At 48.5% G+C, this 15,416-nt stretch carries 18 protein-coding genes; 7 read left to right on the top strand and 11 right to left on the bottom strand.

The window, feature by feature from the left end:
- Window positions 1-23: 23 nt before the first annotated feature.
- On the bottom strand, window positions 24-944 hold the full coding sequence (locus ADM98_RS09455) for an ABC transporter substrate-binding protein (protein ID WP_053453272.1): 921 nt from the start codon (window positions 942-944) through the stop codon (window positions 24-26).
- Between the two features lie 183 nt (window positions 945-1,127).
- On the opposite strand from ADM98_RS09455, the gene ADM98_RS09450 reads away from it, so the two are divergent.
- The gene (locus ADM98_RS09450; protein ID WP_053453271.1) at window positions 1,128-1,871 is read left to right on the top strand and encodes an arylamine N-acetyltransferase family protein; all 744 of its coding nucleotides are present in this window, start codon (window positions 1,128-1,130) and stop codon (window positions 1,869-1,871) included.
- 5 nt (window positions 1,872-1,876) lie between these two features.
- Window positions 1,877-2,347 carry an NUDIX hydrolase gene (locus ADM98_RS09445; protein WP_053453270.1) on the top strand — a complete coding sequence of 157 codons (471 nt, stop codon included), beginning with the start codon at window positions 1,877-1,879 and terminating at the stop codon, window positions 2,345-2,347.
- Window positions 2,348-2,389: 42 nt separating this feature from the next.
- Here the strand turns inward: ADM98_RS09445 and ADM98_RS09440 are convergent, their stop codons facing one another.
- From ADM98_RS09440 to ADM98_RS09430, 3 genes are read right to left on the bottom strand one after another with little or no spacing between them, the layout of a single operon-like run.
- On the bottom strand, window positions 2,390-3,094 hold the full coding sequence (locus ADM98_RS09440) for a DUF554 domain-containing protein (protein WP_035408116.1): 705 nt from the start codon (window positions 3,092-3,094) through the stop codon (window positions 2,390-2,392).
- 16 nt (window positions 3,095-3,110) lie between these two features.
- Window positions 3,111-4,043 carry a DMT family transporter gene (locus ADM98_RS09435; RefSeq protein ID WP_053453269.1) on the bottom strand — a complete coding sequence of 311 codons (933 nt, stop codon included), beginning with the start codon at window positions 4,041-4,043 and terminating at the stop codon, window positions 3,111-3,113.
- A complete protein-coding gene (locus ADM98_RS09430) occupies window positions 4,043-4,711 on the bottom strand; it encodes a GntR family transcriptional regulator (RefSeq protein WP_053453268.1) in 669 nt (222 codons plus the stop codon). The genes ADM98_RS09435 and ADM98_RS09430 overlap by 1 nt, the downstream gene beginning before the upstream one ends.
- 141 nt (window positions 4,712-4,852) lie before the next feature.
- Here ADM98_RS09430 and ADM98_RS09425 point away from each other — a divergent pair, with 141 nt between their 5' ends.
- Window positions 4,853-5,176, top strand: a complete 324-nt coding sequence (locus ADM98_RS09425; protein WP_053453267.1) for a PadR family transcriptional regulator — start codon at window positions 4,853-4,855, stop codon at window positions 5,174-5,176.
- Window position 5,177: 1 nt separating this feature from the next.
- On the top strand, window positions 5,178-5,924 hold the full coding sequence (locus ADM98_RS09420; RefSeq protein ID WP_053453266.1) for a hypothetical protein: 747 nt from the start codon (window positions 5,178-5,180) through the stop codon (window positions 5,922-5,924).
- Between the two features lie 127 nt (window positions 5,925-6,051).
- Here ADM98_RS09420 and ADM98_RS09415 read toward each other — a convergent pair whose 3' ends face one another.
- The 4 genes from ADM98_RS09415 to ADM98_RS09400 all read right to left on the bottom strand — a co-directional run bounded on the left by ADM98_RS09415 (window position 6,052) and on the right by ADM98_RS09400 (window position 8,549).
- Window positions 6,052-6,342, bottom strand: a complete 291-nt coding sequence (locus ADM98_RS09415; RefSeq protein ID WP_053453265.1) for a hypothetical protein — start codon at window positions 6,340-6,342, stop codon at window positions 6,052-6,054.
- Window positions 6,339-6,566, bottom strand: coding sequence for a helix-turn-helix transcriptional regulator (locus ADM98_RS09410; protein WP_053454520.1), 228 nt, complete (start codon window positions 6,564-6,566; stop codon window positions 6,339-6,341). The genes ADM98_RS09415 and ADM98_RS09410 overlap by 4 nt, the downstream gene beginning before the upstream one ends.
- 159 nt (window positions 6,567-6,725) lie before the next feature.
- On the bottom strand, window positions 6,726-7,298 hold the full coding sequence (locus ADM98_RS09405) for a GNAT family N-acetyltransferase (RefSeq protein WP_053453264.1): 573 nt from the start codon (window positions 7,296-7,298) through the stop codon (window positions 6,726-6,728).
- A 15-nt stretch (window positions 7,299-7,313) separates the two neighbouring features.
- Window positions 7,314-8,549, bottom strand: a complete 1,236-nt coding sequence (locus ADM98_RS09400) for an MDR family MFS transporter (RefSeq protein WP_053453263.1) — start codon at window positions 8,547-8,549, stop codon at window positions 7,314-7,316.
- 120 nt (window positions 8,550-8,669) lie between these two features.
- On the opposite strand from ADM98_RS09400, the gene ADM98_RS09395 reads away from it, so the two are divergent.
- Together ADM98_RS09395 and ADM98_RS09390 are read left to right on the top strand one after the other, a co-directional pair.
- The gene (locus tag ADM98_RS09395; protein ID WP_235504866.1) at window positions 8,670-10,283 is read left to right on the top strand and encodes an ABC transporter substrate-binding protein; all 1,614 of its coding nucleotides are present in this window, start codon (window positions 8,670-8,672) and stop codon (window positions 10,281-10,283) included.
- A gap of 139 nt (window positions 10,284-10,422) precedes the next feature.
- The gene (locus tag ADM98_RS09390; RefSeq protein WP_053453261.1) at window positions 10,423-11,562 is read left to right on the top strand and encodes a globin domain-containing protein; all 1,140 of its coding nucleotides are present in this window, start codon (window positions 10,423-10,425) and stop codon (window positions 11,560-11,562) included.
- Between the two features lie 49 nt (window positions 11,563-11,611).
- Here the strand turns inward: ADM98_RS09390 and ADM98_RS09385 are convergent, their stop codons facing one another.
- The gene (locus tag ADM98_RS09385; protein WP_053453260.1) at window positions 11,612-12,352 is read right to left on the bottom strand and encodes a sugar nucleotide-binding protein; all 741 of its coding nucleotides are present in this window, start codon (window positions 12,350-12,352) and stop codon (window positions 11,612-11,614) included.
- A gap of 379 nt (window positions 12,353-12,731) precedes the next feature.
- On the bottom strand, window positions 12,732-13,910 hold the full coding sequence (locus ADM98_RS09380; protein WP_160315931.1) for an MFS transporter: 1,179 nt from the start codon (window positions 13,908-13,910) through the stop codon (window positions 12,732-12,734).
- Window positions 13,911-14,106: 196 nt separating this feature from the next.
- Here ADM98_RS09380 and ADM98_RS09375 point away from each other — a divergent pair, with 196 nt between their 5' ends.
- Entirely contained in the window at window positions 14,107-14,424 is a 318-nt protein-coding gene (locus tag ADM98_RS09375; RefSeq protein ID WP_053453258.1) for a hypothetical protein, read from the top strand.
- A 46-nt stretch (window positions 14,425-14,470) separates the two neighbouring features.
- On the opposite strand, the gene ADM98_RS09370 is transcribed toward ADM98_RS09375, so the two are convergent.
- Window positions 14,471-15,406 carry a cation diffusion facilitator family transporter gene (locus tag ADM98_RS09370; protein ID WP_053453257.1) on the bottom strand — a complete coding sequence of 312 codons (936 nt, stop codon included), beginning with the start codon at window positions 15,404-15,406 and terminating at the stop codon, window positions 14,471-14,473.
- Window positions 15,407-15,416 lie beyond the last annotated feature (10 nt).

The raw sequence follows: 15,416 nt of genomic DNA, 5'->3' as shown, positions 1-15,416 counted from the left end.
ATTGCTCCGGCTTTTGTCGTTCATTATTTCTGTTGTAACAATTGAATCGCTTCGTCAACGATCTGTTCAGCAGCGTCAAGTCCACGATAGCGTGTCCAGAGGTCACGATTAACTTCGTAGACTTCCTTGTTCTTGACCGCCGTGATCTGATTCCAGAGCGGATTGTTTTTCCATTCCTTCAGCAGTTTCGGATCGGCTTCCGCCATGAAGATGACATCCGGATCCCATTTGACCATCTGCTCTAGCGTGATCGTAACAGTCGGTTCCGCTGTTTTCGTAACAGCGTTCTCGATCCCAATCTTCTCGAGTAACTCACCGTCAAACGACGTCTCACCGTGTGCTGTGAGTGAATCGGCGCGGAAGACACCGACCATGACTTTACGGTCATCTTTTGGATCAACCTTCTTCTTCGCTGCCTCTAACCGCTCTTCATGCAGGGCAAGGCGATCGTCCATCTGTTTTGTTTTACCGACCGCTTCCGCAATCTTCTTAAACGAATCGATATTCTCTTCATACGTCGCATTGCGACTCTTCAAAATGATCGTCGGTGCGATTTCTTGTAATTGCTTATAAATTCCTTTGTGACGATTGAAGTCGCCGATGATCAAGTCCGGTTGCAAAGAACTGATCACTTCAAGGTTTGGTTGTTGGCGTGTACCGACTTCCGTGAACGAGATGTCTTTTCCAAGTAATCCGGAGACATCGGTCTTGTTTTCTTGTGCGATCCCGACTGGTGTGATACCGAGCTCGTCTAGTGCATCAACGAATGAGAATTCAAGCGCGACGACCTTTTTCGGCTTTTCTGGTACCTTCGTTTTTCCTGCTTCGTGCGTGATCGTCCGCGTCTTTTGATCTGTTTGTTCTGCTTGACCTGAACAAGCTGCAAGCATCAAACTGCTCAACACGAGGAGCGTCAACGCTGTCATCCAAGTTTTCCGTCTCATGGTGAGACCCCCTTTAATTCGTGATTCGACATTGAGAATCATTCTTAATTAATCCCGTCTCAGCATATCAAAGATTTCCATCGAACAAAAGGGTTATCCTTATTTTCAGATAATATAGGCTGAAATCCACATTTTCTGAAGGAATATGGGATAATCAGGTAGTTAATAAAGGAGGAACTAGAGATGCCTTGGATGAAAGACTTAGCACAGCGGATTGAGTATCCGCTTGAGACGATCACGTTCGATCAATTACCGAGCTTACTGGAAGCCTTCGCCTATCATTTACCGTTCGAGAATACGACCGTGCTCGAGAAACGCATGCGTCCCTTTACCGACGATCGTTTCATCGAAACATTCTTGATCGAGCGACGCGGCGGTGTCTGTTATGACTTGAACGGACTGCTACATCGTGTCCTTCTAGAATTGAACTGTCCCGTCCGACTCGTGCAAGCGACCGTCTATGATCAGAAATCAGCAGCCTGGTCAGCGACGGGTCCGACACACGTTGCAATCATTTGGGATGAGACACATCTACTTGATACCGGCTTCGGCGTCAATTTACCGCTCGTTCCGGTTCCATTGAATGGGGAGACGGTTCATTCCGCAAGCGGTAGTTACCGAATTGGCAAAGGTGATGTTCTTGAAATGCTACGGACGGGACAAGCAGACTTTGTGACCGGTTATCGCTTCGACCGTGAGACAGCCATTACGACGGACGACTTATCGAAGATGGAACAGATCATTCAGCAGAGCGACGCTTCCCCGTTCAACAAAGGTCGTCTCGTCGCGATGCGAACGCCAAGCGGGCAAAAGACGTTAACCGAGCGGACGTTACGAATCGAAGACACGACGACGACCGAATTGCCGGTCGCAGGTCCCACTCAATTCGAGATGCTGTACCAAACACATTTTTTAGGACAGGAGTAATGAACATGGATTGTTATACGCTTTGTTTAATCCGTCACGCGGACAGTTTTTTACTCGTCAATCGCCAAAAACGACTAGCGATGGGCATGTGGAACGGCGTCGGCGGTAAGATTGAACCGGGTGAGACACCGGAAGCCGCCGTCATCCGCGAGACGTTCGAAGAAACAGGCATCACGTTAGATTCGGTGATACCAAAAGGCATCGTCCGCTTACACGGAGAAGAGACGTCTGGGATGTATCTCTATCTTGCTGAACTAGAAGACCGCCCGTTTCCGACACCAGTCATGACGGTCGAAGGCATCCTCGATTGGAAATCGCTCGACTGGATCTTAGACGACGATAACATGGGCATCATCAGCAATCTCCGGCATTACTTACCGGTTGCTCTTTCAACGGATCAACCGTTATTGCACGACTTCCATTACGATGGCCATACGATTACTGTCTATTCAACGAACGCGTTGATGGAGACGTAAACAGAAAATCCCCGCTCGTCCTTTCGGACAAGTGGGGATTTTTCATGAGAACAAATGAAGACCGGTGACGATGACCGCGACGATGACGATTCCCGGTAACAAGTTCGCAACACGAATCTTCGTGATGCCAGCGAGGTTGAGACCGATTGCTGCAATCATCACCCCACCAGTCGCTGTCATCTCGAGGATGAATTCCTGTAGTGCAGCGTCAGGAATGAATTTCGTGATCGCAACGGCACTCAGTGCAATCGCCCCTTGATAGAGAAAGACGGGAATCGCTGAGAACATGACACCGATCCCGAGCGTTGAACTAAGGACGAGTGCCGTAAAACCATCAATCAATCCTTTCGTATAGAGGACGTCGTGATCCTGACGTAAGCCACCATCGAGCGCACCGAGGACACCCATCGCACCGATAACGAAGATCAACGTCGCTGTCACGAACCCTTCTGCGATGTTCGACGGACGACCGCGACTGATCTTACGTTCGAGCCATGCCCCCATCCGGTCGAGCTTCTCATCGAGTCGGAACCACTCGCCGATCGCACCACCGAGGACGAGACTCCCGATGACGATCAAAAAGTTCGTACTTTTCATCCCCATCTGCATCCCGAGCACGACGACAGCAAGTCCAATCGCCTGCAGAACAGTCTCCTTCATACGTTCCGGAATCCGGTGAAACATCAATCCAAGCAACGTCCCGATGATGATCAGGACGGTATTGACGAGTGTACCTGTTAAAACCATCTGACAGCCTACTTTCTCAATTGATTTTTCTTTTAGCGGAACGAACGACGGTTCGCTCTGCCTGATTCAAACTATGCAGCGTCATCCCGAGCATGACAAGGATGATACCGATTGTCGCAAGTCCTGTCGGCAGTGCCGCGTGGAGAAAAAGAATCTCCCCAAGAACGGTAAAGACGATTTCAAACGATTGGGTCGCTTCAATCGCTGCTAATCGAACTGGATCTGTCCGGACGAGCGACGTTGCGTAGAAGAAGAGCGAGGTTGCGATGACCCCGGAGAACAACGCGACGAAACCGGACTGGGTGACTTGACTGACACTCGGTAAGCCGACCTGTATGTAAGCAATCACGGAGAGAACGATCCAAAACGGTAGACTGGCGAGCGTCATCCCAAGAATTCGTTCAAACACATCGAGCTGATCCCCGTAGCGTTCCATCATCTTCCGGTTCCCGAGCGGATAAGCAATCGCAGCGACCAGAACCGGTAAGGCACCGAACAGAAGTGACTGAAGCGATAGACTTCCCGCGACCGATAGTTGCATGACGACGACACCGAGGACAATCAAGACGGAATACTTGAGTGCCGACCACGGAATCCGTTGGTTAAATAAGGGCGCGAGCAGTGGTCCCGCTAGAATCGTCAACTGCCATGTCCCGGCGATCAACCAGCCTGGTGCGTAGTCAGCAGCAAGACAAATGCTACCGTAAAACAACCCGAAACCGATCGTTCCATACAGTAACCAAAAGCCGATGTCGGCTCGAAGCGCTTGTAAGACGCGCCCAATCCCGCGGCGCATCAAAACGATGACAATAAAGAACGGTAACATCAGGAAAAAGCGAAGTGAGGCACTATAGATCCAGTGACCGCCTGCCCCTTGCATCGATTGATTGAGAATGAACGTAACAGCGAAGAACATCGCTGCGAGTATGCCGTAGAGAATCGGTCGCATCAGTTCTCCTCCTTTAATGTTGAGACGAGTAGACGACCGAGCCCGTTCCAGTTATGCTCTGTCGCTTGGACGAGCTGTTCGACATCTCGTTCTTCACACGCGGTCAAAATCGTGGCATGATCTGCAATCGACTGACGTCCGAGTCGATCGAACTGGGCGTATTCGAGCCGGCGGATCAACGGTGTCAACCGGCGGATTGTCTCCCGTAGTTGATCGTTTTGACTGCGTTTTACGAAGACATCGTGAAAGGCATCGTCAAGTGCCAGTGCCGTTTCCGTATCCTGCTTGTCAATTGCCGCCGTAAACTGCTGATGAATCGCCTTCAGACTTGTTAAATCGTCATTCGTCAGCATTGGTCCCGCAAGACGCGCTGCCAATCCATGCAGGGTCGCGATGATTGGATAGGTTTGCTGTGCCTGTTCGGCATCGAGTTCCGTCACGATTGTCCGTGAGCCCCGTTTGGCAAAAATCAATCCCTCCTCTTCGAGTCGTTTCAAGGCTTCGCGGACCGGTGTCCGACTGACGCCGAACGCTTCCGCGAGTGCTTGATCATTCACCTTCTCTCCTGGGGCGAGGCGTAAGGTGATGATATGATGCTGCAGGCGCCGATACACTTCCTCACTGAGAGGAAGTCGTGCAATGGATAAGTCATTAATTGTAGGTTTCATATAAGTAATATATTACATATTAATCTGTCATGAAAGCTTCTTCCTCAAATTCATTGGATTTATTGTACACACTACCTTGCAATACAAAATAGCTTAGCGTATCATTACCTTGTAATACCAAGTAGCGAAAGGAAGATGCGGATGTCATCGACGCAAATGTTAAAAGGAATTCTCGACGGCTGCTTACTCGCACTGATTGCGGAAGAAGAGATTTATGGCTATGAACTGGCGACGAAACTTAAAGCATACGGTTTCGCTGACATCAGCGAAGGAACGATTTACCCTTTATTGATCCGGATGCAAAAACTCGGATGGATCGAAGCAACCTCACGCGTCTCTCCCTCAGGGCCAAAACGAAAGTACTATTCGATTACGACGAGCGGTGTTGAAGAACTCACCGCCTTCAAGCAAAGATGGCACCACCTTTCGACGAGTGTCGAAAGCATTTTAAAGGAGGACGAATGAGATGACCCTATCGACGGAATCAACACGATTTTTGGAAGACTTAAAGGTATACCTACTTGCTTCCGGTAAAAATGAACAGGCAACGAATGAGATCGTCACCGAACTCGAAGATCACCTGATCGAAGCGGAAGCAGACGGAAAATCGGTTCGTGCGATCACAGGTGAGAGTCCTGCTGACTATATCCAGTCGATATCTAAAGAGATGGCATTTGATTCAAAACAAGCCTTTTGGACGATCATGCAAGTGTATCTTGGTGCGTTTAGCTTTTTATATTTACAAAACCTCCTAAATGGTACAACGACGTTCAGTATCTTGCTCGTCAGTGGCTTTCTACTAATTAGCGCCGTTTACTTGACGACTCTCGCGCTTCTCTTCCGTCAAGATGCTTTACGTAATACTGCTCGTCCTCGTATCATGCGTTACGGCATTCATGGTAGCGTTCACCTTCTGTTAATGATCGGACTACTAGTCGTCAATGGACTTATCGATTCGCCAAAGATTACGTTATCTCCAAACGTCGGCTGGGTGATTTGCGCCTTAATGATTATTTGTATCCTCATTACGGCATGGCAGACGAAGACATGGATTTTGCCGATTGCAGTGGTCGTCTTTTTCGTGCCCCAACTGTTGCTGCTTTCTGTGTTTGATTTGTCAAAGATCACTGCTGTGCTCGTGAGTTACGTTTTGACCTCTATTACGATTGCAGTTACTTTTATCCGTTCAACCAAAAACAGTCAGACAGATTAATCACTTAATTCTTAAGTAGAAAATAAGACAAAGCAGCGACATTCTCTACATGGAGAACGTCGCTACTTTGTCTTATGATTTTTAAAGTGTAATGAGTATCGTACATTATTTTAGTTATATCAATGATTTATACTCGTCTTTTTAATGTAAAAATCACACTACCTAAAATAATGAAAGTGAGAGGAATCAGTAATCCTAATGTATTTCGATAATCGACAAACGTCAGGGGATCGTAACTCCGATGGTAGGTTTCTAATAGTAACCAACCAATCGGAAAAATCGGAAAGGTGTATGTATAAGCGCTAGAAATAATCCGTCTACCCCGTTCATCTTTTCCTTCCTCACCAAATATGAATGTCAAAGATACAAACAAGCTCAATAGAAAAATCGGCATTAAAACTAAGTTGATGATTATCATTTTCCCTCTTCCTTTCGGTCATATTGAAATACTTCATTGATGTCTTGACCAAACAAATAAGCAATCTCAAATGCCAGAATCAATGAGGGACTATAGCGATTTCCCTCTAAGGAAATGATGGTTTGTCTACTGACTCCGACCTTCTCGGCTAATTCTTTTTGCGACCATCCTTTTTCAGCTCTTAAGACAGCTAGTCGATTCTTGATGTTCCCCTCACTTTTGATTCCCAAGTCCTCTCTCCTCTCATCAAAAATTAATCATTCCCATAAATATACAGTAAAGTTTTTTTGACTTAAAGTAAAGTTTTTTTTACATTGCAGACAAAATAAACAGCGAAGTTCTCGGTTTAAGAGAAAATCGCTGATGACTTGCTTTGTATTTTATTACGTATTTTTTATTCCTTGTCCTACTTCATACCGCTCGCGTGTCCAGTTGTAAACGCGACTGATCACGGTTCGTCCGTCAATCCGTTCTAAGACGAATGGTCGGTCAAGAACATGCGTAAAGCCAAGTTTTTCAACGACACGGCGTGATTGGTCGTTGAAATCAAAGTGTCCGCACCAAACGATATTGATTGGTAGTTCCCGGAAGATAAAATCAAGCATCGCTTCGACGATCTCCGGCATCCGTCCTTCTCCCCAGTAGTCAGGCGCAAGGACATAGCCGATCTCGACTTGACGGTCATGCGTGATCGACTCATCCGGGCGACGGTTGAAGTGAAAACCGAAGCTCCCGATCACTTCACCGGTTTCCTTATCCGTCACAGCATATTCGCCAGGTGACGCTTGAAAAATTCCGATCACTTCTCGGCTCTCGTCAAGTGAGGCGTGCGGTGCCCAGCCTGCCTTCGGTCCGACGTTCGGTTCCTTTGCATAAGCATACAGTGCTTCTGCATCGTCTTCTTGCCAACGGCGCAATAAGTGTCGTGGTGTTTCTAATGTATCTGGTAAATTCATGTCGATTCCCCCTTATTAAGATACGTTTCGCTGTCGCTCGACGGATTCCTTCACGAACAAGCTCGTGTAGACCAATCCGAAGCCTGTCAACAGGATCAGTCCGAGATAGACACTCATCATCGATGGGATCAAAAATGTCCCGACTAAAATCGTCGACCGTGAGAGTAAGTCGGCTCCAGCAAACGATGTTCCCGCGAATGCCGAGTACGCCCCGCGTTGATCGGCCGGCATCATGTTCGCTTTTTGTGTGTTCAAGACCGGTGAGTAGAGCAACTCGCCAATCGTTGCGATGAAGATGAAGACCATCAGTGCCGTCATACTGTTAGCACTCGTCACGACGACGTAACCGATCGTGTACAGCATGAGACCTGCAGCAAGCGTTCGCCGTGGTGATAATCGTTTCGCAAGTCGCTGGACGATGAACGTCAACGTGACGACGAGTAACGTATTTTCAATGTTGATGATACTCATCATTCGGACTCCATTGATTGACCAACCGGCAAATGCGAGCGGTTCGAACGAATCAGCGAGTCGCACGGCAACGTAGCTCCCCATCGAAAACTCAGCTGCTAAGATACACATTGAACCGAAGACAACTCTGACGAACGGGCGATCTTGCCAAGCAAGTTGATAACTGTTGAAGATATCCGTGAGAACGCCACGTAATTTTTGGCGTTGCCACGTCTTCGGCGTGTCTTCGAGGAACAGGTAGTAAGCGATCGGTAAAACGGACGACGTAAAGCTCAAGATCCAGAACAAGAGTAATTGGTTGCTGACGTAGAGCCAGCCACCGAGCGCCGTTCCAATGGCGATTGAGAGATTGATTAGCCAGTAGTCAAGCGCGTAGACCGCTTGTCGGTTTTCCTTCGTCGTCGCATCGATGATGATTGCGCTCATCGCCGGGCGACCAAGGTTACTCGTCACCGAGAAGACAGCGTAAATGACCATAAATAGCAACATCCAGTCAAGCGTTAACGAGATCGTCATCGTGATGAATGTCAGTGCCGTCAACGTCGATGTTGTGACGAGCAGGCGTTTACGGGAAAAGCGGTCAGCGAGATATCCGCCGAGTAGATTAGTGATGAAGCTGACGAAGACCATTGCAATTAAAAATGCACCAGCAACGACTTCGTTGAATGCCTTGACGAACAAGAGGGCCATGAACGGCATGATCGAAAACGAGACAGCCCGGTTAAAAAACGATGTGATGAGACGTACTTTAATTGGTTTCGGTATTTCTTTCCATTTCATATTGTCACCTTCCATTCTCTACCTGTATCATAAACAAGACAATACATAAGAAAAATGGACGTCATTCAAAAAAGATGTCCCCTTTTAAGGAGGATGAATGAGATGGATGCTTATCTTTTTATGTTATGGAAGACTTGCCGAAATGGACACTATTCAATCGCAACACTCGCTGACGCGATCCATTTAAGTCCTAAACAAACAAAACGATATCTCAATAAATGGCAGGATGAAGGCTGGATTGACTATACGAGTGGTCGTGGACGAGGGAATTTGAGTGAGCTCGTCTGGTTGCGCCACGTTGAACGCGAGTATGCGAAACAGATGTTAGAGCGAATCGACCGTGAGTCAATCGAGTCGGTAACGGAGAAATTGACGTGGGACTGGTCGCCGGCACAAACCGGACGCTTCATGCGGCAACTGGAGCGAAAGTTCGGCTATACGCAAACGACATCGGACGCTTTGCTGATTCCGCGAAAGCGGAACTTCCTGACGACACATCCGTTAGAAGCAGCGGATATCCATAGTGCCCACCTCGTCCAGAACGTCTTTAACCGATTGTTTACGATCGACGTCGACGGCAACATTCAAGGTGAGCTGACTCATCACTATGTCTGGAACGGGGCGACGCTCAGTCTCTTCTTACGAAAGGATGTCCGCTTTCATGATGGTTCGCTCCTGACAAGTAAAGAAGTGACGAAGAGTCTGCGTGCTTTAATTGCTTACCCTGCTTACGCCTATTCCTATCGGCACGTGAAACAGATCGTCTCGAACGGTCCGTACCGGGTCGATCTCACACTCGATCAACGCCGGAGTTCGATTTTGCCACAGCTCGCCTCCATACATACGAGCATTATCAAGGACGGAGTCGGAACGGGACCGTTCCAACTGACGCAACACGACGACAAGAAGACCGTTCTGACGGCGTTCCCGAACTACTTTGGTATCCGTGCCCTGCTCGACCGGATCGAATTCATCCAGATGCCGGAGCAATATGACCCGGTCTACCGGACATCGGCTTCTGACTCCAGTCCGATTGATACGATTGCGACCCAGTCCGGCTTCGGTCTTGTCTTGCTTCATCCGCGCGCCGGTGGTCCGTTTGAATCAAAAGCCGCGCGACATTATATCCACCGGCTCGTCGCGGAAGTACGCGGTGGCATTCATGAGTTCCATGAACGGGCACAACCAAACGACTCCGGATTTATTGAATCGTTCAGTCGACCTTCCCCTACACCGGAAGGTCCTGCCGTCTTGTTCACGCAACCGATCCGAATCAAGCTGACTGATTTTACGGACAAGGTGACACGCTGGCTCTGTCAGCGGTTCGATCAGGACGGAATTCCGTATGAGTTCGTCGAGGTCGGATTTGAGGAGAGTATCACGGATTTCCATGCGTACGATACGATCGATCTCGCCGTCCATGCCGAAGTGTTCGAGCGGAATATTCAGTACGCCTTCTATCAGTTCATGACGAACACGTTTTCACCGCCGATCCGACTGTTTCAGCAGATGCCGGAGATGCTGACATGGATTGAACAATACGATGCGACACCGTTTGAAGATTGGCTCCCGATTCATCAAGCAATCGAACGCTACTTGATTGACGAATCCTATTTCATCCCGTTCTATCACGATACGCGACTGATTCCATATCCGATCGAACTGCAAAACATCACGATTGATTCATTCGGTTATTTTGACTTCGCCAAGCTCTGGATCTCCAATCAATCGTGACGAATCCTTGTCGAAATTTTGACCTGCTTGTGACAAAACGCACGATGTCGATTAATCTAGTATTTTAAATGTTGTATTAAAATGGCGAGTACGAAATACTAAGACTGTCTTCATTACTTAATGAAAAGGAAGTGGTCTTATGTTATCAACCTCTACCATTCAAATCGTCCAATCGACGGTACCGGTCCTTGCGGCTAACGGTGCAGCGATCACGAAAGTCTTCTATCAGCGACTGTTTCTGGCTCACCCGGAACTGAAGCACGTCTTCAATCAATCGAATCAACGAAGCGACCGACAATCGCAAGCACTTGCGACGGCTGTTTATGCCGCTGCTGCTCACATCGATCGACTCGAGACGTTAAAACCAGTCTTGTTACCAGTTCTTCATAAACACCGGAGTCTTCAAATCAAACCGGAGATGTATCCACTCGTCGGTCAAGAATTACTCGGAGCGATGCAAGACGTCTTAGGGGAAGCAGCGACGCCAGAGATTTTGCAAGCGTGGGGTGAAGCGTACGGGGAGATTGCCGATCTGTTCATCGCCCTTGAAGCTGAATTATACGCGCAGGACGAACAGGCGAAAGGTTTTTCTGGTTATCAGCCTGTCGAGATTTCTGACATTCAGGAACAAGCAGACGGCATTCGCTCGCTGACTTTTAAAACGGACGGTCCGCTTCCTGATTATCGAGCAGGCCAATACATCACGATACGGATTCAAGATCAAGACGGCTTATGGCACAACCGTCAATACAGTCTGACGACGGCATCGAACACGACGACCTATACGATTGGCGTCAAACGAGAAGGGATTGTCTCGGACTACTTACATGCAGCTCGCATCGGTGACACGGTGTTGATTAGTGCGCCAGCAGGTTCTTTCACGCTTGATGCATCCGACGAACCCGTCGTTCTGATTGCCGGTGGGATCGGGATTACACCAATGCTTGCAATGGCAGAGGAAGCATTAGCTGCCGGGCGAGACGTGACATTACATCACGCTGTCCAAGATGAACGCAATCGTCCGTTTACAGAACAACTCGCCTTACTCGAGCAACGTGGCGCGCGCATCGTTCGTTATGCGGAACATCAGGCAACGGATCAGGCAGGACGCTTACCGAAAGACGTCATCGCAAGCATCACGGATCTGACATACGTCTGTGGTCCGGAAGCAATGATTCAATTTGTCATTGAACACTTCACGGCGTCACCAGATAAACTTCATTACGAAATCTTTGGACCCGCACTTGCTTTTGCAGCGGAAACGTCAATAACGCAGTAAAAAACATCCCGCTCTCTTTGACACGCGTCAAGAAGAGCGGGATGTTTGATTAGAGTGGTAATCGTTCTGATAACGGGCGAACCAAGACGATGTCTGTCGCCATTCGATTGTCTCGGCGCGGTTCATCGACTGGTTCGATCGTCCAATTTTTAGCATGTAGTGTATTTAAGGCACGCGCTAAATCGTACATCGAATAACGATTGTTTCCGTTCAACTGATAGAGCCCCGCTTCGCGTTCCAGTAAAATCGTAACGAGTGCTTCCGCCGTGTCTTCAAGCAACGAGCTCGATGGATACCAGTTGCGACTTGCTTGAATGACGCCGTGTTGCTTCATCTCGTTCGTAAAGAAATCGACCATGTTGTTCGAACCTGCCTCCGTTCCGATTTGCCAACCGATTCGGACGATTTTCGCTTGTGGATCAATTGCTTGAATCGCTTGTTCGCAAGCAATCTTATAGGCACCATACTCGTCGGTCGCATCAGGCTTCGCATCCTTTTCAATCGGTGCTGGTACGTCGTCCGAGAAAACAGACACCGTACTCGTGAAGAAAAATGGAATCTTATATTCTTGGCACAAGCGAACGAGCGCTTCCGTCCAACTGACGGATCCCATCCCAATATGTAAGAAATAATTCGGCCGTTCGGTTTCTAAAAATGTCCGCATTCGAGATTCTTCAGTCGTCGAGACTTTCGTCCGGTCCCACGCGACTGTCTCGATGTCGTACTTTGCTAAAACGTCCGCAACGACAGGCGCTACCGTTCCGTTCATGCCTGTAATGATTGCTTTCATGTTGATGCTCCCCCCTTATCTTCGATCGAAAAATCATAAAACCACTTGCTACTTCAGTTTACACGGGAAGTATTGATTTAACGAATCTGAGGTCATTCTTCTACGACCATTTATGCCTCAAATGAAAAAAACGTCCGCTGTCCAATCTAAAATTGGTAAGCAGACGCACTGTTTAGTTAGTTCATCCTTACTCCGAAACGCCTTCCGTTTCCATTCGGCGCCACAGTACATTCAAGAAAACCGTCATCCCACTGATCGGAATCAAAAACAATAATGCCGTGATCCACAAACTCTCCATCGACTCCACTCCTCATCGTTCATTTCTATCTCTAGTGTACAAAAGCGCGAAACCGCTTACCTCCATCTCAAGGCGGATATTTCATCCGACCTTGTCCTGTCGTACTTCTGAAAAGGAAACAGTACGATGAATCAGTAACCAGATACTGGTCATGACAAGACCACTCAAGGCAAAGAACAGGAAGACGAACGAGATGCTGAAGAACGACGTCAAGTACGATGACAGACCGTAGCAGAGCGCGGAACATGCCGTCGAAGCTGCGACCATCGCCGTCCGGACCCGTCCGAGTAAGTGCGCAGGCGTCGAGCGTTGTAACAAGGTCGAAAACGGAATCCCGAACAGTGTCAGCGCCATGCCAAGTAAGACGAACCCGCCAATCGCAAGGGGTACGGACGAGACATATGCAACGATTGCAATCGCGAGTCCTTGCAATACAACAGCGACACGAAACAGCTTATCCTGCCTGATCGAGACGACCCACTTCCCGTATAGGAGCGACATCGTGATTCCCCCGATTACCGTCGCTAGCTCAAGCGCAGAAAAGGTCTGTGCATTCCCCAATAAGACGTCCTTCGCGTATGGCGCAAGTAAGGTGTTCATCGGTGTGATCATCCAGTTTGCAAGGATGGCACAACCCAAGATCCATTTCAAGCGACTGTCTTGAATGACGTGGCGAATTCCTTCGAGTAACGATTCGCGGTACGATCCTTGATGCGCCCCTTCTGCGACTTGTCCTGTCATATGTCGAACGAGTAACCAGGCGACGAGATGCAGTCCGAGATCGAACCACAGAATACTCGCCATCGAGAAATGGGCGATCATCATCCCACCGAGTAAAAATCCGCTTAGCGTACCGATTCGTTCGATGGTTGCGAGATAGGCATTCGCTTGCGGCAATTGATCATCTTCGACTAAATCGACGACCCATGTGAAGACGGCATTTCCACCCACGATTTGTAGAATCGTCTGAACAACGAGTAAGCCGAGTAACCACGGTAGGACGACGTCCGTCAGTCCAATCCCAGCTAACGCGATACTAAGCGCCAGTATCCGAATGAGTAACGATGTTTGGTACAACGATGCACTGACGAAGCGGTCGATCCATGGTCCGACGAACGTTGAGACAAGAAAACGAATCAAAAAGACACCGGTTGCAAGCAAGGCGACACCAGCAGCACTGATCTGTTCCGCACTTAACCAGTAGATCGCGATATAGACGAAACTCGTCCCGACGGTCGATAACAGATCGGAGACATACATAAAACGAAACGCACGTGACATAATGCTTTATTCCTTTCCTAAAACGACTTCTTGTTCATCTTACAATTTTTCTCAATTGCTGCCCATTCTTTTTTCGTCATCACATCGTCATCGTCTGTTAAGGCATTCTTACCCGTCTGTAACAGAGCCGACATGTTCATTCGCTATACTAAAACGCATAGGGAGGTGAAGATCCATGAAAACGCAAACGCGTTATGACTATGAAACCGAACAGAAACAGGTCGACGTCCCATCCGAGGCTCGTCTAGGCTACTACTTTCTATTGATCGTCCTGCCGCTTGGTCTCGCGCATCTTGTCCAGTCGCTTGCTCCTTCGCCGGATCAACACCACTCGTCCGTATTGACGGGTTTGACGTTCTTATCTATCGTCTTTTTCATGTACTTAGGTAACCGAGCTGCTGGAAATGCCAAAACGACCTTTTTCGGATACTCGATGTTCTTGAGTATCAGTCTGTTCGCGACGCTGTTTCTACCAACGGTGCCGATCATTTAAGCATAAGCAAACGAGCGCACGTCCGACTTGGACATGCGCTCGTTTTTTAATGTGAATGCGATTCATGTTTCCCGTCGCAATACAACGTATCACCATGCGCGTGTTGATTCGTCTCGACCTGAATCGTCGCGTGTTCAATACCGACATGTTTTAAATCGTGATCGATTTGTTCACGAATCGATTCCGACTCCCGGACGGTCATGTCTTCTTTGACGACGACGTGACACGATAACGCGTTATAGCCACTTGTGATCGACCAAATGTGTAAATCATGTAGTCCGAGGACGGCTTCGTTCGTCTGAATCGTCGCGACGACTTCATCGATATCGACGTCGCTCGGCGTCCCTTCCATCAAGACGTGCACCGACGCCTTCGTCACGTAATAACCGCTCCGTAAGACGAGGATCGCAACGATGACACTCGCGAGCGGATCCGCCCATCCCCAACCGAAGAACATGATCAGAAGAGCCGCCGCAATCGCTCCAACTGATCCAAGCATGTCGCTTAAGACGTGTAGATACGCACCACGCATGTTGAGATTGTGTTCATGTCCACCGCCACGTGTCATGATCCAGGCGACCAAGATATTAACGAGCAACCCGAGGACACTGATGATCAGCATCCCGGTCGTTGCGACAGCGGGTGGATCGATGAAACGCTGAATGGCTTCAATGAAAATATAGAGAGCGATGACGATCAACGTCACGCCGTTTATGATGGCGGCTAGGATTTCAAAGCGTTTTGAACCGAACGTCTTGTTCGCATCCGGTGCTTGACTCGAGAACTGGAAGGCTAGCAGGGCGATCGCAAGTGAAATCGAGTCACTTAACATGTGCCCGGCGTCCGATAACAACGCTAGACTGTTCGTCCAAATTCCGCCGATGACCTCGACGATCATGAACGCGGTGATGATCAGGAACGACAGGCCCAGTACCTTTTTATTGTCGGTATGATGATGGTGGTGATGATGATCATGTGCCATGACGTTGCCT

This window comes from Exiguobacterium sp. BMC-KP (assembly GCF_001275385.1).
Taxonomy (GTDB): Bacteria; Bacillota; Bacilli; order Exiguobacteriales; family Exiguobacteriaceae; genus Exiguobacterium_A.
The sequence above is the reverse complement of the archived record's forward strand: the minus strand, read 5'-3'. Positions and strand labels throughout refer to the sequence as shown.